A 21895-nucleotide genomic window follows, 5' to 3' on the forward strand; every position below is an offset into this window, starting at 1 on the left:
TTCATTCTCTTCAATGGTGAGACGACGGCCCGTAGGGTGTCAACCTCTGTGGGCAACCCTGTGGACGCCGGACGATCGGGACGCGATGGATTCGAACGAGCGAAAGCCCGTGGAACAGGCCGTTCCGCCGCCGGTCGCGCCGCCCACCGCCACGGCGCCGCGCGCCCCCGGAATCGCCGGTCTGTCCACGCCCTACCGGGTGCTCGCGGCTTCGGCCCTCGGCGCCGTCGCCGTGACCGCCTGCGCGCACCTGGCGTTCGTCTTCCTCCACGTCGCGCCGTCCAACACGGTCGGCAAACGTCACGCCGCGACCATCGACGGTTGGATCTACCCGGAGTTCGAACAGAACTGGAAGCTCTTCGCACCCAACCCGCTCCAGCAGAACATCGCGGTCCAGGTGCGGGCCCAGGTGCGGACGGCGGGCGGCGAACTGACCACCAGCGGCTGGCGCGACCTGTCCGCCGAGGACGGCGCGGCCATCCGGCACGACCCGTTGCCGAGCCACACCCGGCAGAACGAGCTCCGGCGGGCCTGGGACTTCTTCACCGGCTCCCACGACGACGACAACAGGCCGAACGGCGAACGCGGCGAGCTGTCGGAGGCCTACCTGCGGCGGATCGCCCTGGAGCGGCTCGCGGGGTGGCAGCGCGGCGGCGACCGCGTCGTACGCATCCAGCTGCGCTCGGCGACGACGGCGGTCGCGGCGCCGAAGTGGAGCCAGGAGCGCACCGACACGCAAACGTACTACCGGGAGCTGCCGTGGTGGACGGTCTGAACCGGGCGCGGGCCGCGGCCGCGCGGGGCCTGGCCAGGGTCACCGGGGAGGCGCTGGGCCCGTACCAGAGCGCGGTCGTACGCATCGGCTTCGCCGGGACGTGGCTCTTCTTCCTGCTGCGCGAGTTCCCGAACCGGCACGAGCTGTACGGGCCGGACGGGCCGTGGAGTTGGGCGTTGGCGAAGCGGCTGATCGCCTCGAACCACGCGTTCACGGTGCTCATGTGGTCGGACGCCACGTGGTGGTTCGAGATCGTCTACGTCGTCTCCGTGCTGGCGAGCGCGCTGTTGGTGTTGGGCTGGCGGACTCGGGCGACATCGGTGCTGTTCATGGTCGGAGTGCTCTCGCTGCAGAACCGCAGTGTGTTCATGGGGGACGGCGGGGACAACGTCATCCACCTCATGGCGATCTACCTGGTGCTGACGCGGTGCGCGCGGGTGTGGTCGCTGGACGCGCGGCGCGCGGCACGGGGCGGGGGCGGAGCGTGGGGACCGGTGCTCTGGGGCGTGCTGGGGGCGGTATTCGTCTACGGGACCTTGGCCGGGCGGTTCGGCGCGCTGTGGGCGGCGGCGTTCGGGGCCCTGTGGGTGACGGCCGGGGTGTGGTGGCTGGCCGGGCGGCACGCCCCCCAAGGCGAGGGGCGGGCGGCCCTCGACGTCCTGGCGAACCTGCTGCACAACGCGGGGATGCTGGTGATCATGGCGGAGGTGTGCCTGATCTACGCGACGGCGGGCTGGTACAAGATCCAGGGGTCCAGGTGGCAGGACGGGACGGCGCTGTACTACCCGCTCGGGCTGGACTACTTCACCCCGTGGCCGGGGCTGTCGGCGGTGCTGGCGGGGAGCGGGACGGTGGTGATGCTGCTGACCTACGGGACGGTGGTGGTGCAGGTGGCGTTCCCGTTCACGCTGTTCAACCGGCGGATCAAGAACGTGCTCCTGGGGCTGATGATGCTGGAGCACCTCGGGATCGCGGTGGTGTTGGGGTTGCCGTTCTTCTCGCTGGCGATGATCGCGGCGGACGCGGTGTTCTTGCCGACGGGGTTCCTGGTGTGGCTGGGGGCCCGGGTGGTCGCGCGGGCGCGGCGGCGTGAGACCGGGGCGGTGGTGGCGACCGAGGCGGTCGCCGGGGCGGGTGCGGCCGGGGCGGGTGTGGTGGGGCGGTGACGCCGCGCCGCCCCGCGGGTGGGCCGGCGGGCGCTGCCCGGGCCCGCACCGGCGCCGGCGCCGGCGTGCCGGAGAACGCCGGCGAAGCCTGAGTGTCCCTGAGAGCGTCGGCGGGGCCGGCGTGCCGGAGAGGCGGCGCCGCAGGGCGGTGATGGCACCGCCGAGGCTGTGAGGGGCGCCGGAGGGGGTCGCGGGGTGCGGGCCGGGTCGGGGGAGGGCCGTAGGGTCGGCGGTATGAGTGAGCAGCGCGGTGGTGGCGACGAGGTCGGGCGGATGTGGCGGGAGGCCGTCGGACGGGAGGACGTCGTACTCCTCGACGGGTTCCACGCGCTGAAGCACGCCCTGCGCTTCGGCGCCGATGTGCGGGCCGCCGTCGCCGACGACCCCGACGCAGTACGGGCGCTCGCCGCCGAGCTCGCCCCTGACGTGGAGGCGGAGGTGGTCCGGCTGGTCGGCAAGGCGGAACTGCGCTCGCTGCTGCCCCGCGTGCACCCCACCGGGGTCGCGGCCCTGGCGGTCAGGCCCGACGCCACCGAGGGGCGGGCCCGCCTGGAGCGGATGCCCCGCACCGCGCCCGTCGTCGTCCTGGACAACCCCCGGAACCTGGGCAACGTCGGAGCCGTCGTCCGCCTCGCCGCCGGCTTCGGCGCCACGGGCGTCGTCACCCGCGGCGACCTCGACCCCTGGCATCCCAACGTGGTCCGCGCCGGAGCCGGGTTGCACTACGCCACGACCGTCGCCGGGGTGGACATCGACACCCTGCCGCCCGGGCCGGTGTACGCGCTCGACCCGGAGGGCGAGGACATCCGTGCCCTCACCCTCCCGGACGACGCCCTGCTCGCCTTCGGCTCGGAACGCCACGGCATCTCGCCCGAGCTGCGCGCCCGCGCCGATCACCTGGTGTCCCTGCCGATGCGGCCGCAGGTGTCCAGCTACAACCTGGCCACCAGCGTGGCCATGACCCTCTTCCACTGGGGAGGGCCGCACACCGGCCGGGCCGCCCCGGCCTAGCCGACCGTCGCGGTACTAGCCCTGGCGGCGGACCTCAACCACGCGGAAGCGGTTCGCGACGAACGCGCCGTCGCACAGAGCCGCGTTGGCCGCCGGGTTGCCGCCCGAGCCGTGGAAGTCGGAGAACGCCGCGGTCTGGTTCACATAGACGCCGCCGGTCAGGTTGAGCGACAGCTGCGCCGACTCCTCCAGGCAGACCTCCTCGATGGCCCGCTCGGTGTCGGCGGACGTGGTGTACGCCCCGACCGTCATCGCGCCCTTCTCCCGGACCGTGCGCCGCAGCAGCTCCAGCGCGTCCGCCGTCGAGTCGACCGCCACCGCGAACGACACCGGGCCGAAGCACTCCGACAGGTACGGCGCGGAGTCGTCCGGCTTGGAGCCGTCCAGCTTCACCATCACCGGGGTGCGGACCACCGCGCCCGGGAACTCCGGGTTCGCGACCTCCCGCGAGGCCAGCGCGACCTCGCCCAGGCCGGCCGCCGCCTCCAGCCGGGCCTTCACGTCCGGGTTGACCAGCGCGCCCAGCAGGGCGTTGGCCCGGGCGTCATCACCGAGCAGGCCGCCGACGGAGGCCGCGAGGTCGGAGACGACCTCGTCGTACGTCTTGTGGCCGGCGTCGGTCTCGATGCCGTCCCGCGGGATCAGCAGGTTCTGCGGGGTGGTGCACATCTGGCCGCTGTACAGGGACAGCGAGAACGCGAGGTTCGACAGCATGCCCTTGTAGTTGTCGGTGGAGTCCAGGACGACGGTGTTCACGCCCGCCTTCTCCGTGTACACCTGCGCCTGGCGCGCGTTGGTCTCCAGCCACTCGCCGAAGGACGTCGAGCCGGTGTAGTCGATCAGCTTGATCTCGGGGCGCAGCGCGAGCGTCTTGGCGATGCCCTCGCCCGGCCGGTCCACCGCCAGCGCGACCAGGTTCGGGTCGAAGCCGGCCTCGGCGAGGACCTCGCGCGCCACCCGCACCGTCAGCGCCAGCGGGAGGACGGCGCGCGGGTGCGGCTTGACCAGGACCGGGTTGCCCGTGGCCAGGGAGGCGAAGAGGCCCGGGTAGCCGTTCCAGGTCGGGAAGGTGTTGCAGCCGATCATCAGGGAGATGCCGCGCGGCACGGCGGTGAAGGTCTTGCCGAGCTCCAGCGGGTCCTTCTTGCCCTGCGGCTTCGACCAGTCGGCCTGCCCGGGGACGCGGGTCTGCTCCTCGTAGGCGTACGCGATCGCCTCCAGGCCGCGGTCCTGGGCGTGGGGGCCGCCGGCCTGGAAGGCCATCATGAAGGCCTGGCCACTGGTGTGCATGACCGCGTGCGCGAACTCGTGGGTCCGCGCGGAGATCCGGGACAGGATCTCGACGCAGACCAGCGCGCGCGCCTCGGGGCCCGCGTCGCGCCAGGCGCCCATGCCGGCCCGCATGGCGGGCAGCAGCACGTCCGGGTCGGCGTGCGGGTACTCGACACCGAGGTCGAGGCCGTACGGGGACACCTCCCCGCCGGTCCAGCCGTCGGTGCCGGGCTGTCCGAGGTCGAACCGGGTGCCGCGGACGGCTTCGAACGCCGCGAGGCCGTCGGTCGGGGCGGTCTCCCCGTAGGCCTTGGGGTGCTCGGGGTGCGGGGACCAGTACGCGCGGCTGCGGATGGCCGCGAGCGCCTGGTCCAGGGTGGACCGGTGCTTCTCGGACAGCTGGGGGAGGGTGAGCTCGGCGGCCATCAGGGACCAACTCCTCGTTGAGCCGGGCGGGATCAGGCTGGTTCACACGATCACAGGGGTGCGGATCGGGGGAACCGGATCGGGCAAGGGCGGGTGAAGAAGAGCAGACTGGAGTTAGAGTAACCGAACGATCGGTCGGGACAAGAGGGCCCGGCAAGCCTGTGGATAAGTCCGTGCGGGAGGATCGGGTCATGACAGCAATCGAGCGGTCCCGCACAGTGGCGGTCATCGGCGCCGGCACGATGGGGCAGGGCATCGCCCAGGTCGCCCTCCTCGCAGGTCACCGCGTGCTGATCCACGACATCGACCCCGACGCGGCCCTCGCCGGCGTCGGCCAGGTCCGCGACCGCGTCGAGCGACTGGCCGCCAAGGGCCGACTGGAACGGGCCGACGCGGACGAGGCGAACGGCCGGATCAATGCGGCCCAGGCCCTCGCCGAGCTGGCGGACGCCGCTCTCGTGATCGAGGCGGTCGTCGAGGACGTCACCGTCAAGCGCGCTCTCTTCGCCGCACTTGAAGGAGTGGTTTCGCCGGACGCACTGCTGGCGACCAACACCTCCTCCCTCTCCGTCACCGAGCTCGCCGCCGGCCTCGCCCACCCCGGCCGCTTCCTCGGTCTGCACTTCTTCAACCCGGCTCCGCTGCTCCCGCTCGTCGAGGTGGTGAGCGGCTTCACGACCGACCCGGCCGCCGCCGAGCGCGCGTACGGGACCGTCCTGGGCTGGGGCAAGACGCCGGTCCACTGCGCCGATACGCCCGGCTTCATCGTCAACCGGATCGCCCGCCCCTTCTACGCCGAAGCCTTCGCGGTGTACGAGGAGCAGGGCGCCGATCCGGCGACGATCGACGCCGTGCTCCGCGAGAGCGGCGGCTTCAAGATGGGCCCCTTCGAGCTGACCGACCTGATCGGCCAGGACGTCAACGAGGCCGTCACCCGCTCCGTCTGGGACTCCTTCTTCCGCAGCCCCAAGTTCACCCCCTCGCTCGCGCAGCGCCGCCTCGTCCAGTCGGGCCGCCTCGGCCGCAAGTCGGGGCACGGCTGGTACCCCTACGGCCCGGACGCCCGGCTTCCGCAGCCGCACACCGCCGGCCCCGAGGAGGCCCCGGCCAAGGTCACCGTCGTCGGTGAACTCGGTCCCGCGGCCGGTCTCGTGGACCTGCTGGAGGAGGCGGGGATCGCCGTCACGGCCACCGGGCACGGGGGCCCGTACATCCAGCTGCCCGGCGAGGGACAGTTGGTGCTCGCGGACGGCAAGACCGCGGTGGAGTTCGCGGACGTCGTCTACTTCGACCTCGCGCTCGACTACCGCGCGGCCACCCGCGTCGCGCTCTCCGCGGGCGAGGACACCAGCGAGCGCACCCTCGCCGAGGCCGTCGGCCTCTTCCAGAAGCTCGGCAAGGAGGTCTCCGTCATCGGTGACGTCCCCGGCATGATCGTCGCCCGGACCGTCGCGATGCTGATCGACCTGACCGCCGACGCCGTCGCGCGCGGCGTGGCCACCGCCGAGGACATCGACACCGCGATGCGGCTCGGCGTCAACTACCCGCTGGGGCCGTCCGCGTGGCACGAGCGCCTCGGCCGTGACTGGGCCTACGACCTGCTCCACCACCTCGACGAGCGCTGCCCGGGCGGCCGGTACGCGCCCTCTCTGGCGCTCTTCAAACTCGGCTACGCGGAGGACGAGGGCGAGGGCGAGGACGAGAGCGAGTTCGCGGTCGAGCGCGAAGCCGCGTACGGAGACGACGGCCGGGACGCGCGGGGGGATGCCCGGTGACCACCGCCAGGCGGGACACGTACACCCCCGAGACACTGCTCTCGGTCGCGGTCCAGGTCTTCAACGAGCGCGGCTACGACGGCACCTCGATGGAGCACCTCTCCAAGGCCGCGGGGATCTCCAAGTCCTCGATCTACCACCACGTCGCGGGCAAGGAGGAACTGCTCCGACGGGCGGTCAGCCGCGCCCTCGACGGCCTCTTCGCCGTCCTGGAGGAGCCGGGGGCGCTCCGGGGCCGCGCGGTGGAGCGGGTCGAGTACGTCACGCGGCGCACCGTGGAGGTGCTGCTGGGCGAGCTGCCGTACGTGACGCTGCTGTTGCGCGTCCGGGGCAACACGCGCACCGAGCGCTGGGCGCTGGAGCGCCGCCGGGAGTTCGACCACGCGGTGGCCGACCTGCTGAAGGCCGCCGCGGCCGAGGGCGACCTGCGCGCCGACGTCGACAGCCGGCTCGCCACCCGCCTGCTGTTCGGCATGGTGAACTCACTCGTGGAGTGGTACCGGCCCCACCCGGGCGCCGACCACTCCCAGCTCGCGGACGCCGTCGTGCACATGGCCTTCGACGGGCTGCGTACGAGCACGATCTGAGCGGGTGAGCAGAGGCGCGGGCGGCGTCGCCTGACGGCCGTCTCGCGGCCGACGCCACCTGAACGGCTCCGTCCGTGCGGCGCCCGCCGCCCGCCGCCGTGACGATGGCCGCATGCCCCTGGACCCGGACATCGTCGCGCTCATGCACCGCTTCGGCGTCGGCGGCCCCCCGCCCGTCCCGCCTCCGGACACGGCGGAACGACGGGCCGGCAACCGGCGGCTCGCGCTCGCGCTCGCCCCCGACCCGCCACTCGCCGTGGGCTCCGTCGCCGACGACACCCTCGCCGGGGTCCCCGTCCGGATCTACCGCCCGCGACCCGCGGGCCCCGCGCCGGCCGTCGTCTACTGCCACGGCGGCGGGTTCATCGTCGGCGATCTCGACACCCACGACGCGATCTGCCGCCGCCTGTGTCGGGACGTGGAGGCCGTGGTGGTCGCCGTCGGCTACCGTCTCGCGCCCGAGCACCCCTTCCCGGCCGCCTACGAGGACTGCCTCGCCGTCGCCCGCGACGTCGCCGGCCACCCCGAGCGCTTCGGCGGCGGCAGCGGCGTGTTCGCCCTCGCCGGGGACAGCGCGGGCGCCAACCTCGCCGCCGCCGTGGCCCTGGCCCTTCGTGACGCGGGCACGCCGGTCGCCGCGCAACTGCTGGCCTACCCCATGACCGATCTGACCGGCCGCGGCGGCTACCCGTCGATGGAGGAGAACGCCACCGGCTACGGACTGACCACGGCCGAGATCGAGGAGGAGATCCTGCTCTACGTCGGCAACGACCCCGCAACCGCCGCCGACGGCCGCGCGTCGCCGCTGCTCGCCGAGGAGCACCGCGATCTGGCCCCCGCGGTGATCGGCGTCGGGGAGTTCGACCCCCTGCGGGACCAGGCCATGGCCTACGCCCGGACCCTGGGGGACGCCGGGGTCGCGGTGCGCTCGTACCTCTACCCCGGCCTGGTCCACGGCTTCCTGAGCTACGACGCCCTCGCGCCCGCGGCGGACGCCGCCGTCGCGGAACTCTTCCGCGAGCTGCGCGCCCTCGTACGGCCCGCGGCCGATCCCGCCACCCCTACGGCTGCTCCTCGGTGAGCGGGGCGAGCGGGTTGAGCGAGGCGAGCGCGGGGCCGCCGACCGGGCCGGACTCCAGGAGGTCCGTTTCCTCGAACACCAGCAGAGTGCGCGTGGACAGCACTTCCGGGATCGACTGGAGGCGGGTGAGCACCAGCTCGCGCAGGGTGCGGTTGTCGGGGGTGTGCACCAGCAGGAGCACATCGAAGTCGCCGCTGACCAGGGCGATGTGTGCCGCGCCCGGAAGCTCGCGCAGCTTCTCGCGGACCGTGCGCCACGAATTCTGGACGATCTTCAACGTGATGTACGCCGATGCGCCTTGACCTGCGCGTTCGTGGTTCACCCGGGCAGTGAAGCCCTGGATCACGCCGTCGTCGATGAGCCGGTTGATCCGCGCGTAGGCGTTGGCCCGGGACACGTGGACCTGTTCCGCGACCGACCGTATCGAGGCCCGGCCGTCCGCTTGGAGCAGCCGCAGGATCGACCGGTCGATCGGGTCCAGGGGGCGTGGCGGGGCGGGCGCCGCGGCGGCGGAGGGCTGCGGTCCGGAGGGCGTGGCCGGCGGCCCGGAGGGGGCGGTCGGTGCGGTCGGTGCGGTCGGGGCCCCTTTTGCGCCTCCGGGCGCGGCCGGTCCGGCGCCTGCCTCGGAGCCCGCCGCGGCCATTTGTTCATCCGGCATTGCCCACTGCCTGCCTCTCCTGGACGTCCTGCACCCATCCCAGGGCCCCGGCGCCACTTTGTCCACAGCCTGGAGGTGCCTGTAGCCAAATTGCGCAGTCAACCGAACAATCGGTAGGTGAGGGGCCTCACATCCGGGGCACTCATGCCCGCTTCCTACGAGGAGGTGTACGCCGCCATGACGGTCCAAGAGCTGCCCGGTGCCGGGGCGTCCCACCGTTTGACCCCGCCGCCCGCCTGGAGGCCGCGTACGGACGCCGCCGCGCTGCTCCCGGACCCCGAGCCCTACCGGGTGCTGGGCACGCCGGCGGCGGACGGGCTCGATGCCGAGCTGATGCGCCGGTACTACGCCGAGCTGGTGCGCGGACGCCGCTACAACGCCCAGGCCACCGCGCTCACCCGGCAGGGGCGGCTCGCCGTCTACCCGTCGACCGTCGGCCAGGAGGCTTGCGAGATCGCCGCCGCGCTGGTCCTGGAGGACCAGGACTGGCTCTTCCCCAGCTACCGGGACACCCTTGCGGCCGTGGCGCGCGGCCTGGACCCCGTACAGGCCCTGACCCTGCTGCGCGGCGACTGGCACACCGGCTACGACCCGCGCGAGCACCGCATCGCCCCGCTGAGCACCCCGCTCGCCACCCAGCTGCCGCACGCCGTGGGCCTGGCGCACGCCGCCCGGCTGCGCGGGGACGACGTGGTGGCGCTGGCCATGGTCGGCGACGGCGGCACCAGCGAGGGCGACTTCCACGAGGCGCTGAACTTCGCCGCCGTGTGGAAGGCCCCGGTCGTCTTCCTGGTCCAGAACAACGGCTTCGCGATATCCGTCCCGCTCGCCAAGCAGACCGCCGCCCCGACGCTGGCCCACAAGGCCGTCGGGTACGGGATGCCGGGCCGGTTGGTCGACGGCAACGACATCGCCGCGATGCACGAGGTGCTGACCGAGGCCGTCCGGCGGGCGCGCGCGGGCGGCGGTCCGACGCTCATCGAGGCGGTCACGTACCGGATCGAGGCGCACACCAACGCCGACGACGCGACGCGCTACCGCACGGACTCCGAGGTGGAGGCCTGGAAGGCGCACGACCCGGTGGAGCTGCTGGAGCGCGAGCTGACCTCGCGCGGGCTGCTGGACGCGGAGGGCATACAGGTGGCCAAGGACGCGGCCGAGACGATGGCGGCGGCCCTGCGGGACGCGATGAACGCCGAACCGGTGCTCGACCCGATGGACCTCTTCGCGCACGTCTACGCGGAGCAGACCGGGCGGCTGCGCGAGCAGGCGGAACTGCTGCGTGCCGAACTGGAAGCGGAGAACGAGTGATGGCGACGGTGGCGGTGAAGCCGGAGACGAAGCCGGCGACCATGGCGCAGGCCCTCGGCAGGGCGATGCGCGACGCGATGGCGCAGGACCCGACGGTCCACGTGATGGGCGAGGACGTCGGGACGCTCGGCGGGGTCTTCCGGATCACGGACGGCCTCGCGAAGGAGTTCGGCGAGGACCGCTGTACGGACACCCCGCTCGCGGAGGCCGGAATCCTGGGCGCCGCCGTCGGCATGGCCATGTACGGATTGCGGCCGGTCGTGGAGATGCAGTTCGACGCGTTCGCCTACCCGGCCTTCGAGCAGTTGATCTCGCACGTGGCGAAGATGCGCAACCGCACGCGGGGCGCGATGCCGCTGCCGATCACCATCCGCGTGCCGTACGGCGGCGGGATCGGCGGGGTGGAGCACCACAGCGACTCCTCCGAGGCGTACTACGTGGCGACGCCCGGGCTGACCGTGGTCACCCCGGCGACCGTCGAGGACGCGTACGGACTGCTGCGCGCGTCGATCGCCAGCGACGACCCGGTGGTGTTCTTGGAGCCGAAGCGGCTCTACTGGTCGAAAGCGCCGTGGTCGCCCGATGCCCCGGCGGAGGTTCCGGGCATCGGCAAGGCGATGGTGCGGCGGGCGGGCACGAGCGCGACCCTGATCACGTACGGGCCGTCGCTGCCGGTGTGCCTGGAGGCCGCCGAGGCGGCGCGTGAGGAGGGCTGGGACCTGGAGGTCGTGGACCTGCGCTCGCTCGTCCCGTTCGACGAGGAGACGGTCGTCGCCTCGGTACGTCGGACAGGGCGCGCGGTCGTGGTCCACGAGTCCGGCGGCTTCGGCGGGCCGGGTGCGGAGATCGCCGCCCGGGTGACGGAGCGGTGCTTCCACCACTTGGAGGCGCCGGTGCTGCGGGTCACGGGGTTCGACATCCCGTATCCGCCGCCGATGTTGGAGAAGCACCATCTGCCGGGCGTGGACCGGATTCTGGACACCGTGGGACGCCTGCAGTGGGAGAACTGATGCCGCAGGTACTGGAGTTCAAGCTGCCCGACCTCGGTGAGGGGCTGACCGAGGCGGAGATCGTCCGCTGGCTGGTGGCGGTCGGCGACGTCGTCGAGATCGACCAGCCGGTGGTCGAGGTCGAGACGGCCAAGGCGATGGTGGAGGTGCCGTGCCCCTACGGCGGTGTGGTCACCGCCCGGTACGGGGAGGAGGGGACCGAACTGCCGGTCGGCGCACCGCTGATCACGGTCGCGGTCGGTCCCGCGGACGCGGAGTCGCCGTCGAAGTCCTCGGGCTCGTCGGCGTCCTCGGAGTCGTCGGGTTCGGAGTCGTCGGGCTCGGGGAACGTGCTGGTCGGGTACGGCACGGACCACTCGCGGCCGGCGCGCAGGCGGCGGATTCGGCCCGGGGCCCCGGCCGGCGCGGCCACGGCCGTGGCGGCTCCCGTCGCCCCGGCGCCTGTGGTCACCGCTCCTGCTCCTGCTGCTCCTGCTGCCGTTGTCGTCCCGCTTTCGGTGGGGCCGGTTCCGGTGATCTCGCCGCTCGTACGGAAACTGGCCCGCGACAACGGGGTCGATCTGCGGGCGCTGCGGGGGTCGGGGCCCGAGGGGCTGATCCTGCGGGCGGACGTGGAGGCGGCCCTCCGGGCGGAGGTCGCACAGGCGCCGGTGGCCGTCGCTCCCGCGGCCGTCGCCCCCGCCGCCGGCGAGCGGATTCCGCTCAAGGGGCTGCGCGGGGCGGTGGCGGAGAAGCTGTCGCGGAGCCGCCGGGAAATCCCGGAGGCCACCTGCTGGGTGGACGCGGATGCCACCGAGCTGATGGCGGCGCGGGCCGCGATGAACGCGGTGGGCGGCCCCAAGATCTCGGTGTTGGCGCTGCTGGCCCGGATCTGCACGGCCGCGCTCGCCAAGTATCCGGAGCTCAACTCCACCGTGGACCTGGCGGCGAAGGAGATCGTCCGGCTCCCTGCCGTGCACCTGGGCTTCGCCGCGCAGACTGAGCGGGGTCTGATGGTCCCGGTGGTCCGGGACGCGCAGACGCGCAGCCCCGAGTCCCTGTCGGCCGAGTTCGCCCGGCTCACGGAGCTGGCGCGGGCCGGGAAGCTGACGCCGGCGGACCTCACGGGCGGGACGTTCACCCTGAACAACTACGGGGTGTTCGGCGTCGACGGCTCCACGCCGATCATCAACCACCCGGAGGCGGCCATGCTGGGCGTCGGCCGGATCATCCCCAAGCCATGGGTCCACCGGGGCGAGTTGGCGGTACGGCAGGTGGTGCAGCTGTCGCTGACCTTCGACCACCGGGTCTGCGACGGCGGCACGGCCGGGGGTTTCCTGCGGTACGTGGCCGACTGTGTGGAATCCCCGGCGGTGCTGCTGCGCTCGCTGTAACCCGCCCGGGCGCGAGCTCGAAGGGCGCGCCACGCAACGGGGCGCGTCCTTCCGTCGTCGCCGCGCCGGGCCGGGTGCGGGTGGGCTGCACGGGGCCCGCCCCGGCCGGCTCGTGCCAGCCGGACCGGTCCGTGCCGGATGGGTTGGTGGCGCTTGTCGGCCCGCTGCGCCTGCGGCGCGGTGGGGACCGCGATCCCGGGCCGCACGTAGGTCCTCCTGCCACGCGAGGAGGCGGGGCGGGTGTCGTACGGGTTTTCCCGACGCCCCGTGGCGGGCCCGAGACGGAAGCCCGGGCCGTCCTCGGCCGGGTGCCTGCCCGATGGGCGGCGAGGTGCCCGGGGGACCCGGGGAGGGCTCGTTACGGCTGCCGTCGGACGGTCGGCGTCACACGGTCAGCAGCAGCTTGCCGACATGCGCGCTGGACTCCATCACCCGGTGCGCCTCGGCCGCGTCCGCCATCGGATACGCCGCGTGCACCACCGGGCGTACCCGGCCCGTCGAAACGAGCGGCCAGACGTGTTCCCGCACCGCCGCCACGATCGCCGCCTTCTCCTCCAGCGGCCGGGACCGCAGCGACGTCGCCGTGACCGCCGCTCGCTTGGCCATCAGCGCGCCCAGGTTCAACTCCGCCTTCACCCCGCCCTGGAGCCCGATGACCGCGAGCCGGCCGTTCACGGCCAGCGCGTCCAGGTTCCGCGCCAGGTACTTCGCCCCCACGATGTCCAGGATCACGTCCGCCCCGGCTCCGTCCGTCGCGGCCCGCAGCTCTTCCACGAAGTCCTGCTCGCGGTAGTCGATCAGGATGTCGGCGCCCAGTTCCGCACAGCGCTCCAGCTTCTCCTTGCCGCCCGCGGTCACCGCCACCCGGGCGCCGACCGCCTTGCCCAGCTGGATCGCCATCGTGCCGATGCCGCTGGACCCGCCGTGCACCAGCAGGGTCTCGCCGGGACGCAGCCCGGCGACCATGAACACGTTCGACCAGACGGTCGTCACGACCTCCGGCAGCGCTGCCGCCGTCACCAGGTCCACCCCGGCCGGCACCGGGAGCAACTGCCCCGCCGGGATCGCGACCAGCTCCGCGTAACCGCCGCCGGCCAGCAGCGCGCACACCTCGTCGCCCACCGACCAGCCGGAAACGCCCTCCCCGACCGCGACGATCCGCCCCGAACACTCCAGGCCGGGATAACGGGAGGCGCCGGGCGGCGGATCGTAGAAGCCCTGTCGCTGGAGGACATCGGCGCGGTTCACGGCGCTCGCCGCGACCTCGACGAGTACCTCGCCCTGGCCTGCCACCGGATCGGGTACTTCGGCCCACACCAGGGCCTCGGGTCCGCCGGGCTGCTCGATGGTGATCGCATGCATGGCCCGGAGGCTACGCGAACCGCGTCTCGACCGCATCGGTGACGGCCCTCTCCCCCTTCCGCGCGGCGGACTGCCCCGCTATCCGCCTGACAGCAGGCACCGCTGACCGCCCGGCAGCTATCGGGCGAACCCGGGCGAGGCCGCCGGTCCGGCCCGGACGATGGTGATCAGACGGTCCGTCGACTGGAGCGGGCTCGCCTGGGGATCGTCGTAGCCCAACAGCCGATGCCCCCGCACCACACTCACCACCAAGTCGTCCGTCTCCCGCACACCTCTGCCCACCTCCGGCCTGGTGACGGGCCGTTCGATCAGGTCCAGGCCGCTTCCCTGCTGGATCAGATCCTCCATCACGGTGCCCGCGCTGGGACTGAGTACCGACAGGCCCAGCAGCCGCCCGGCCGCACTGGCGCTGGTGATGACCGCGTCCGCGCCCGACTGGCGCAGCAGCGGGGCGTTCTCCTCTTCCCGGACCGCGGCGACGATCTTCGCACCGCGGTTGAGCTGGCGCGCCGTCAGAGTCACCAGGACCGCTGTGTCGTCGCGCTGCGTGGCCACGACGATCTGCCGGGCCTTGGGCAGTTCGGCGCGCAGCAGCACATCCGAGCGGGTGGCGTCGCCGACGACTCCGGTGAACCCCTCGGCAGCCGCCACGTCGATCACCTTGGCGCTGGGGTCGACGATGACGACCTGCTCCTTGCGCAGGCCGGTGGCCAGCAGCGTCTGGAGGGCCGAGCGGCCCTTGGTACCGAAGCCGATGACGACCGTGTGGTCACGCAAGTTCTTCCTCCAGCGGTTCAGCCGCCACTCTTCCCGGGTCCGCTCCGTCAGCACCTCCAGCGTGGTCCCGACCAGGATGATCAGGAACAAGATGCGCAAGGGTGTGATCAGCAGGACGTTGGTCAGCCGCGCACTGGCGCTGTAAGGGACGATGTCGCCGTATCCGGTCGTCGACAGCGTCACGGTCGCGTAGTAGACGCAGTCGAGGAAGTCGACAATGTCGTTGGCGTTGTCGTGGTAGCCGTCGCGGTCGAGCCACACGATCAGCACCGTCAGGCACATCACCAGGAAGGCGACCAGGAGCCGTCGCGCCACCTGCCGCAACGGCTTGTGGACCACGCGCTTGGGCAGGGTGACCTGCCGTGCCACGAGGGCCTCGTCGGCGCGCCGGGCCATCGCGTCCTGGCCGGGCTGTTTCACGTGAAACATCCCCCCGAGGCCCAGGGCAGATCGAGCATTTCGAGCTCCTGCCCCGACCGCGCGCCGTGTGGCGGTACGACGGCCAGCGCGTCGGCGGCCGCCACGCCACGCAGCATCGCGGGACCGTGGTAGCGCAGCGGTACCGCGTGCTCCTCGGTCAGGAGCACCGGCACCAACCGGGTGTCGTACGGATGGCCGGGCACGTCGCCCTGGACCGCGACCGCGTACCGCGGGCGGCGCCGCCGCCCGGCCAAGGCCCGCAGCAGCGGTTCGGCCAAGGTCAGCAGGCCGGACACCGCGGCCAGCGGATTGCCGGGCAGTCCCACCAGGTGCCGGCCGTCGACGCGGTCGCCGATCCGGGCCAGCAGCATGGGGTGTCCGGGGCGCACGGCGACCCCGTCGATGAGCAGTTCGGCCCCGGCCCGCTCCAGGACGGGGTGTACGTGGTCGACGGGGCCCGAGGCGGTGCCGCCGGTGGTGACGATCAGATCGGCGGTGGATGTGGTCACGGCCTCGAACAGGGCATCGGCCCCGGCAGGGTCGTCACCGAGCCGCCGTGTCCCGGTGACTTCGGCGCCGAGCCGGCCGAGCCAGGGGCCGAGCATGGGGCTGAGGGCGTCGCGGATGAGGCCGTCGTGGGGGCGCCCCTCGGTCAGCAACTCGTCCCCGAGCACCAGGATCTCCACCGTGGGACGGGGCCGGGTCTCCAGCTCGTCGTACCCGGCTGCGGCGGCCAGCCCGAGCAGGGCCGGGGTGACCAGGGAGCCGGCCGGCAGCAGCAACTCGCCGGAGCGGCACTCCTGACCGCGGGGCCGGATGTCCTGACCGGTGACGACGGGCCGCTGCGCGTACAGCTGGGAGCCGTCCTCACGGGCGTGCTCGCTGCGGATCACGGCGGTGGTGTCCGCGGGGATACGGGCGCCGGTGGCGATCGGCACGGCCTCGCCGTCCCCGAGGGGCTCGGGCCGGTCGGAGCCGGCCAGTATCCCGGCGCCGGGCCGGACGGTCCAGGGGCCGGGACCGGCAACGGCCCAGCCATCCATGGCGGAGGTGTCGAAGGAGGGCAGGTCCGTGAGCGCGTCGAGCGGCGTGGTCAGCACCTCGCCCAGGGCGTCGGCCAGCGGCACGCGGTGGCTGCGGGCGAGGACGCCCGAACCGGCCCGGATGGCGGCTTCCCTGGCCCTGGGCCAGGACGCCGCGCGGTGGGCGCCGGTGGCGCGGACCGCGTCCGGCGCGTCGAGGGGACCGGAGCCGCCCGCGGGGGCCGCTGCGTGGGGCGACGGGTCGCGGCTCACCAGGGCGAGGGCTTCGTCCAAGGCGCGGTCGGCATCGGTGCGGGTCATCCCGTGCCGTCTTCCGTGCCGGCCGCGGGGGCCTCCTCGGCCCAGCGCAGGGCCAGGGCGGCGGCCTTGCGGGACGCTTCGGCGACGGCCCGGACCGGGTCCGCCCCGGTCGCCTCGGCGCGGGCCGCGGCGTACCCCACGAGGAAGGTGGTCAGCGGGGCCGCTGGCCGGTCGACGCCGTGGGCGGCGTCACGGGCGAGGTCGAGGAGGGCCTTGGTGTCGACGGGGAGGTCGATGCCCAGCTCGTTCTTGACGGCGGTGATCCATTGCTCCAGCACGGTCCCATGCTCTCTGATCCGGGCGCGGGCCGTCGCGAGATCGTCCCAGGTGTCGCAGTCGAAGGAGGCGAGTGGCGCAGCGCCGGTGACGGTGGTGAGGTCCAATTCGGCGGTGAGGGCACGGAGCGGCAGGCCGGCGAGGGTGCCGTGTTCGGTGGCCAGCAGGGAGATTTCGCGGCGCAGGGGCTCGGTGCGGTAGGCGGCGACGAGGGGTTGATCCCTGCCGTCGGGGTCGCGGAGCATGACGCCGTCGGGGCCGGGCGCGTCGAGAAGGGTGCGGACTGTGTCCCGGTCCAGGAAGGGCAGGTCGGCGGAGAGTACGAGGACCCGTGCGGCCGAGGTCTGACGGAGCCCGGCGTCGAGCGCGGCCACCGGGCCGCCGCCGGGCGGCTCCTCGCGGGTCCATCGGACGGGGCGGGCGGTGGGGCGGCGGCTGCCGACGACGACGGTGGCGGCGGCGTCGGCGCAGGCGTCGAGGACGCGGTCCAGGAGGGTGCGGCCGCCGACGAGGAGGCCGGGCTTGTCGGCCCCGCCGAGTCGCCGCGCGGCGCCGCCGGCGAGGACGATCGCGTCGTAACTCATGCCGATGAGTATGCGGGGGGTGTGTTGCGGGCGGGTTCCGGGCTGCGCCGGGGGCCGGGCTGTGGGCCGTGAGCCGGTCCCCGTGCGGGTGGCTGCGCCTCACTGATCGGGGCTCCGCCCCGTACCCCGCGCCTCAAGCGCCGGCGGGGCTGGGTTTGGCCGGTGGGGCCGGTGTGGGGCCTGCCCCGGCTGGGCGGCGTCGTGCGGCTGGTGTCGGTGTGCGGTGGGTGCGGCTCACTGATCGGGGCTCCGCCCCGTACCCCGCGCCTTAAGCGCCGGCGGGGCTGGTTGGCGGGCGGGGCCGGAGTGGACTCCGCCCCGTACCCCGCGGATCAACCGCCGGCGGGGCTGGGTTTGGCCGGTGGGGCCGGTTTAGGGCTCTGCCCCGGGCGGGGCGCCGCGAGCGCTGGTGGGCTGGGTTTGGCGGGACTGTGTCCTGGGCCGGGAGCGTCGTGCGGTTGGTGTTGGTGTCGGTGCGTGGTGGGTGCGGCTCACTGATCGGGGCTCCGCCCCGGGCCCCGCGCCTCAAATGCCGGCGGGGTTGGTTTGGAGGGCGGGGCCGGTGTGGACTCCGCCCCGGGCCCCTGGCTCAAGCGCCGGCGGGGCTGGGTTTGGGGGGCGGAGCCGGTGTGGGGCTCTGGCCCGGACGGGTGCCGCAAGCGCCGGCGGGCTGGGTTTGGCTGGCGTGTAGGTGCGGGCTGCGGCCCGCGCCCCGGACCCGGGCCTCATACGGGTTTGCCCGCGGGGATGGGGTTGGGCTCCGCTCCGGGCCGGGAGCGGGGGAAGGCAGCGAGGTTGGTTGGGGGCTCGGCCTCGGCTCCCGTCCAGCCTCCGCCCCTCAGGGACCTGTCCGGCCCGGCCTTGGAGCCCGGGGTGCCGTCGAGCCTCCGCCCCTCGGGGACCGGTCCGGCACCTGGACCCGGGGTGCCGTCGAGCCGCCCTGCCGAGCACCGGCCGGGCGGTCCGCCCTCGGGGACCGGTCCGGCGGCGCGGCCTTGGGCCCCGGGGTGCCGTCGAGCCTCCGCCCCTCGGGGACCGGTCCGGCGGCGCGGCCTTGGGCCCCGGGGTGCCGTCGAGCCTCCGCCCCTCGGGGACCGGTCCGGCGGCGCGGCCTTGGAGCCCGGGGTGCCGTCGAGCCTCCGCCCCTCGGGGACCGGTCCGGCACCTGGACCCGGGGTGCCGTCGAGCCGCCCTGCCGAGCACCGGCCGGGCGGTCCGTCCCTCCGGGGCCGGTTCGGACGGGGCGGGGTGGGTTAGAGGTAGGGGCCCGAGCGGATGGCGCCGTGGGGGCCGTCCTCGTCGTCCTCGTGGGACGCGCCCGGAGGGAGGGCGCGGCGCATCTGTTCCAGCTGGGCCCGCGCCGCCATCTGCTGCGCGAACAGGGCCGTCTGGATGCCGTGGAAGAGGCCCTCCAGCCAACCGACCAACTGCGCCTGCGCGATCCGCAGTTCCGCCTCCGAAGGGATCGCCTCCTCCGTGAACGGCAGGGAAAGGCGCTCCAGTTCCTCGACCAACTCCGGGGCGAGGCCGTCTTCCAGTTCCTTCACCGACGCGGCATGGATGTCCTTGAGCCGGACCCGGCTCGCCTCGTCAAGAGGTGCGGCGCGTACCTCTTCAAGGAGTTGCTTGATCATGCTGCCGATCCGCATGACCTTGGCGGGTTGTTCGACCATCTCCGTCACCGGGACCTCGCGCGACTCGTCATCGGCGTCGCCGACCGCCGACCCGTCCTGTCCCAGGATCAGGACGTGCGGGGGGCTGTCCTGCGACCGTTCACTCCTCGGCATCTCCATACCGACATTCTCTCGCACACCTTCGTACTCACACGGTGTGCCCCCGCACAGGCGTGATCCACCCTGTGCGAGGGCCCGTAATCAAACAGTGAGGCCGGTGGGCGCTCAGCCCGTCGCGCGCCGCGCCGGCGCGCCGCTCGACTTCGTCACGAGTGCCGCCAGCACCGCCGCGCCCAGCGGCACCAGGACCAGCAGCCCGCCCAGGGTCTCCCACGGCACGGCGAACGGCACGTACGCGACCTCGTTCGAGCCGGAGTGGGCGATCAGTCCCTCCAGCGCGTGCCGCTCGGTCAGTCGCAGGCCCGCGGCCGGAAGCAGTCCGGCGGCGGCGCCGAGGGCGACGCCCATGAGGGCCACCACCCCGCACTGGAACCCGCTCAGCGTCCGCCGCACCCGCGGCGGCGCCCCTACCGCGGCCAGCGTCTTGAGGTCGGCTTCGGCATCGGCCTGGGCCAGGCCGGTGGCGATGCCCGCTGCTCCGATGGTGACCAGGCCCGCGAAGATCGTCAGAGCGAGGATCTCCATGCTGTCCCTGCCCTGGAAGCCCTCCTCGATCTTGACGGGGGCGTCGATGCCGATCCGGTCTATCTGGCCCGCCAGCGCCTGACGTTGTGCGCTCGTCGGCTTCTCGGCGAGGGTGAAGTAGGTGCCGAAGGGGGCTGTGCCCAGGCCCGCCGCCTTGACCGCCGAGGAGGGCAGGACCACCTCGATCCCGTATCCGGTGACCCTGTCGGGCACCTGGTGGACCGGGAAGACCTTGTCGACGCCCTTCGGCTCGCCCGCGGCTCCCGGCGTGCCCTGGCCCTGGGCGTCCTCGGTGACGACCCGCAGAGTGATCGTGTCCGCCTTTACGTTGCGCCGGTCGAAGGAGACGGCCTGCCCGGACCTCAGCGCGGCAGCCGCGCCCGGGTCGTCGACGCCCAGCACGGTCATCAGCTTCTCGTCGGCCACGACCGTGCTGCGTGGCTGCCTGTACTGCTGATCCTGGCAGCGGAAGTCCTTGCGCAGGGCGCGCGTCTGTTCCAGGCTGAAGTCCGACATCCCGTTCTTCGACGCGTAGAGCGGGCAGCGGTTCTCCGGCGGGGTGACGATCTCCAGCCGCCCACAGCCCGGTTCCGTCGAGTACGAATCGCAGGACGGTTTGCCGGTCACCACCCGGTCGACGTCGGCGCGTACGGCCAGGGAGAAGGACTTCGTCAGGGCCGCGCGGGCGGCCGGCAGGTCCTTGTAGCGGTCGTCCTCTTGGTTCGTCAGCATTCCGGCGCCTGCGGGCAGCGAGGCCACGTACTCGTGGCGCGCCTGGAGTTCGGTGCTGTGCTGGTACGTGGCCACGGCCACGGTTCCCGCCACGGCTGCGAGCACGGCCGCCACCGCCGGGGCCGTACGCCCGCGGTTGCGCACGGCGTCCCGCAGCGCGAGCCGCGGCGACAGCGGCAGCCACCGCCCGGCCCGTCCGAAGAGGCCGACCAGTGTCGGTGTCAGGGCGACGACGCCCAGCTCGGCCAGGGCGCTGCCACAGGCGACCACCAGGGTGCCCCTTCCGGAGAGGGCCCCGTACAGTGCGAGGGCGGCGCCCGAGGCGATGGCGACGATCCCGATGACGGGGAGGACGCGGTTGGCGCGCCGGACCCCGCGACGGCCCGTCAGCGAGGCCAGCACGGTCTGTCGGGAGGCGGTGACGGCCGGGACGACCGCGGCGAGCAGTCCGGTCAGTACGGCGACCAGGGCGACGGCGAGCAGTTCCAGGGGGCGGACTTCGAACCCGCCCCAGCGGAGCCCCAGATACTCCTCCAGCACCGGCCGGAGGCCCAGGGTGAGCGCCGCGCCGAGGGCGGTGCCGGCGACGGCGGAGGCCATACCGATGACGAGGCCGCCGGACAGGACGATGGCTCGGATGTGCCGCCGGTCACCGCCGTTGGCGCCGACCAGGCCGAGCTGGCGGGCGGAACGGCGGGCCCCGACCGCGAAGGCGGGACCGGCCAGCAGACAGATCTCCAGCACGGCCAGACCCACCACGGTGGCGAGCACGGTCAGTTCGACCGCTCGGATCGACGAGCCGTCGTAGTGGCCGGCCGTGCCCTTCTCGCGCTGCTGCGCGTACAGAGGGACGTCCGAGTCGGCCGGCGGGTGCAGGGCGGCGTCGCGCGAGATGGCGAGGATTCCCTTGGCGTTGGCGGCCCGCACCATGTTCCACGTGAAACCATCGCCGCCGACCGCGACGAGGAAACTGTCATTCACGCTCAGCCCCTGGCCCCCGGCCCGCGTCAGGGCCTGGTCGAGCGGGGCGAGCAGGGTCTGCGGCGGCGCGATGATCTGCGTGCTCTTGAGGGCGGACGGAAGCTCGTACGCGCCCACGATCCGGTAGGACCGGGGGGCGCCACGCGGGGTCAGTTCGGAGCCGACGAAGAAGCCGGACTCCTTGAGGAAGGAGTCGGTGGCGATGACCTCGCCCGCCGTTGCGGGCAGTCGACCCCGCTTGAGGGTGAACAGCCCCTCCACCAGGGGGCTGGCCGTGTCCACCTCGCGGAGTTCGGTGTCGAGCAGTCCGTGGGTGGTGCGGACCCTGGCGCTGACGTGACTGTCCTGCACCACCTGGGCATCCGGCGGGAGGACGGACGGGACCCGCACGTCCTCCTGCTTCATCTTCGACGGGTCGTAGTCGCGGTATCCGCCGACGGGCTCGTGCCGGTCGCCCGCCGGGTTCTGGTAGATGGCCGTGCCGAGGGAGGTGGCCTCCAGCCGCGCGTCGGCGGCGCCGATCCGGCGGGACAGGGACTGTTCGACGGAGAGCGCGGAACTGCGCCACGTCAGGTCGACGGCGCTCACACCGACGATGGGCAGGGCGATCATCGCGAGCACGAGGGCGCTGCGTCCCCTGGCGCGCCAGGCGTCACG

Annotated in this window: 17 protein-coding genes; 9 read left to right on the forward strand and 8 right to left on the reverse strand. The window is 73.4% G+C overall.

Annotated elements, in window-relative coordinates; genetic code table 11:
- Nucleotides 1–85: 85 nt before the first annotated feature.
- The 3 genes from ACV7NM_RS16750 (at nt 86) to ACV7NM_RS16760 (ending at nt 2952) form a co-directional block, all read left to right on the forward strand.
- Entirely contained in the window at nt 86–775 is a 690-nt protein-coding gene (locus ACV7NM_RS16750; RefSeq protein ID WP_463411021.1) for a DUF5819 family protein, read from the forward strand.
- A complete protein-coding gene (locus ACV7NM_RS16755; protein ID WP_463411022.1) occupies nt 760–1941 on the forward strand; it encodes an HTTM domain-containing protein in 1182 nt (393 codons plus the stop codon). Before ACV7NM_RS16750 ends, ACV7NM_RS16755 begins: the two co-directional genes overlap by 16 nt.
- A gap of 234 nt (nt 1942–2175) precedes the next feature.
- Nucleotides 2176–2952, forward strand: coding sequence for a TrmH family RNA methyltransferase (locus tag ACV7NM_RS16760; protein WP_463411023.1), 777 nt, complete (start codon nt 2176–2178; stop codon nt 2950–2952).
- Nucleotides 2953–2967: 15 nt separating this feature from the next.
- Here ACV7NM_RS16760 and paaN read toward each other — a convergent pair whose 3' ends face one another.
- Nucleotides 2968–4650: a phenylacetic acid degradation protein PaaN gene (paaN, locus tag ACV7NM_RS16765; RefSeq protein WP_463411024.1), complete on the reverse strand. Its 1683-nt coding sequence runs from the start codon at nt 4648–4650 to the stop codon at nt 2968–2970.
- A gap of 191 nt (nt 4651–4841) precedes the next feature.
- Here paaN and ACV7NM_RS16770 point away from each other — a divergent pair, with 191 nt between their 5' ends.
- The 3 genes from ACV7NM_RS16770 (at nt 4842) to ACV7NM_RS16780 (ending at nt 8093) form a co-directional block, all read left to right on the forward strand.
- Complete coding sequence (locus ACV7NM_RS16770; RefSeq protein ID WP_463411025.1) at nt 4842–6425, forward strand: 3-hydroxyacyl-CoA dehydrogenase; 1584 nt, start codon at nt 4842–4844, stop codon at nt 6423–6425.
- Entirely contained in the window at nt 6422–7012 is a 591-nt protein-coding gene (locus tag ACV7NM_RS16775; protein WP_463411026.1) for a TetR/AcrR family transcriptional regulator, read from the forward strand. The genes ACV7NM_RS16770 and ACV7NM_RS16775 overlap by 4 nt, the downstream gene beginning before the upstream one ends.
- A 112-nt stretch (nt 7013–7124) precedes the next feature.
- On the forward strand, nt 7125–8093 hold the full coding sequence (locus tag ACV7NM_RS16780; protein ID WP_463411027.1) for an alpha/beta hydrolase: 969 nt from the start codon (nt 7125–7127) through the stop codon (nt 8091–8093).
- Here ACV7NM_RS16780 and ACV7NM_RS16785 read toward each other — a convergent pair.
- Nucleotides 8074–8751 (reverse strand): Lrp/AsnC family transcriptional regulator, encoded by a 678-nt coding sequence (locus ACV7NM_RS16785; RefSeq protein ID WP_463411028.1) that lies wholly within the window; start codon nt 8749–8751, stop codon nt 8074–8076. The two genes, ACV7NM_RS16780 and ACV7NM_RS16785, sit on opposite strands and share 20 nt — an antisense overlap.
- Before the next feature lie 177 nt (nt 8752–8928).
- Here ACV7NM_RS16785 and pdhA point away from each other — a divergent pair, with 177 nt between their 5' ends.
- Genes pdhA through ACV7NM_RS16800 form a run of 3 tightly spaced genes read left to right on the forward strand, consistent with a single transcriptional unit; the run spans nt 8929 to nt 12445 of the window.
- On the forward strand, nt 8929–10062 hold the full coding sequence (gene pdhA, locus ACV7NM_RS16790; RefSeq protein WP_463413963.1) for a pyruvate dehydrogenase (acetyl-transferring) E1 component subunit alpha: 1134 nt from the start codon (nt 8929–8931) through the stop codon (nt 10060–10062).
- Nucleotides 10062–11072 (forward strand): alpha-ketoacid dehydrogenase subunit beta, encoded by a 1011-nt coding sequence (locus ACV7NM_RS16795; RefSeq protein ID WP_463411029.1) that lies wholly within the window; start codon nt 10062–10064, stop codon nt 11070–11072. Before pdhA ends, ACV7NM_RS16795 begins: the two co-directional genes overlap by 1 nt.
- Nucleotides 11072–12445 carry a dihydrolipoamide acetyltransferase family protein gene (locus ACV7NM_RS16800; protein ID WP_463411030.1) on the forward strand — a complete coding sequence of 458 codons (1374 nt, stop codon included), beginning with the start codon at nt 11072–11074 and terminating at the stop codon, nt 12443–12445. Before ACV7NM_RS16795 ends, ACV7NM_RS16800 begins: the two co-directional genes overlap by 1 nt.
- A 384-nt stretch (nt 12446–12829) precedes the next feature.
- On the opposite strand, the gene ACV7NM_RS16805 is transcribed toward ACV7NM_RS16800, so the two are convergent.
- From ACV7NM_RS16805 to ACV7NM_RS16830, 6 genes are all read right to left on the reverse strand, one after another.
- Nucleotides 12830–13807, reverse strand: coding sequence for an NAD(P)H-quinone oxidoreductase (locus ACV7NM_RS16805; protein WP_463411031.1), 978 nt, complete (start codon nt 13805–13807; stop codon nt 12830–12832).
- A gap of 117 nt (nt 13808–13924) precedes the next feature.
- Entirely contained in the window at nt 13925–15013 is a 1089-nt protein-coding gene (locus tag ACV7NM_RS16810; RefSeq protein ID WP_463411032.1) for a potassium channel family protein, read from the reverse strand.
- A complete protein-coding gene (locus ACV7NM_RS16815) occupies nt 15001–16347 on the reverse strand; it encodes a molybdopterin molybdotransferase MoeA (protein WP_463411033.1) in 1347 nt (448 codons plus the stop codon). Before ACV7NM_RS16815 ends, ACV7NM_RS16810 begins: the two co-directional genes overlap by 13 nt.
- Entirely contained in the window at nt 16344–17207 is an 864-nt protein-coding gene (locus ACV7NM_RS16820) for an NTP transferase domain-containing protein (protein WP_463411034.1), read from the reverse strand. The genes ACV7NM_RS16815 and ACV7NM_RS16820 overlap by 4 nt, the downstream gene beginning before the upstream one ends.
- Before the next feature lie 1253 nt (nt 17208–18460).
- Nucleotides 18461–19000: a bacterial proteasome activator family protein gene (locus ACV7NM_RS16825; protein ID WP_463411035.1), complete on the reverse strand. Its 540-nt coding sequence runs from the start codon at nt 18998–19000 to the stop codon at nt 18461–18463.
- Between the two features lie 105 nt (nt 19001–19105).
- Nucleotides 19106–21850 (reverse strand): ABC transporter permease family protein, encoded by a 2745-nt coding sequence (locus ACV7NM_RS16830; RefSeq protein WP_463413964.1) that lies wholly within the window; start codon nt 21848–21850, stop codon nt 19106–19108.
- Between the last annotated feature and the right edge of the window lie 45 nt (nt 21851–21895).

It is taken from the genome of Streptomyces sp. Tek67B01 (assembly GCF_055231995.1).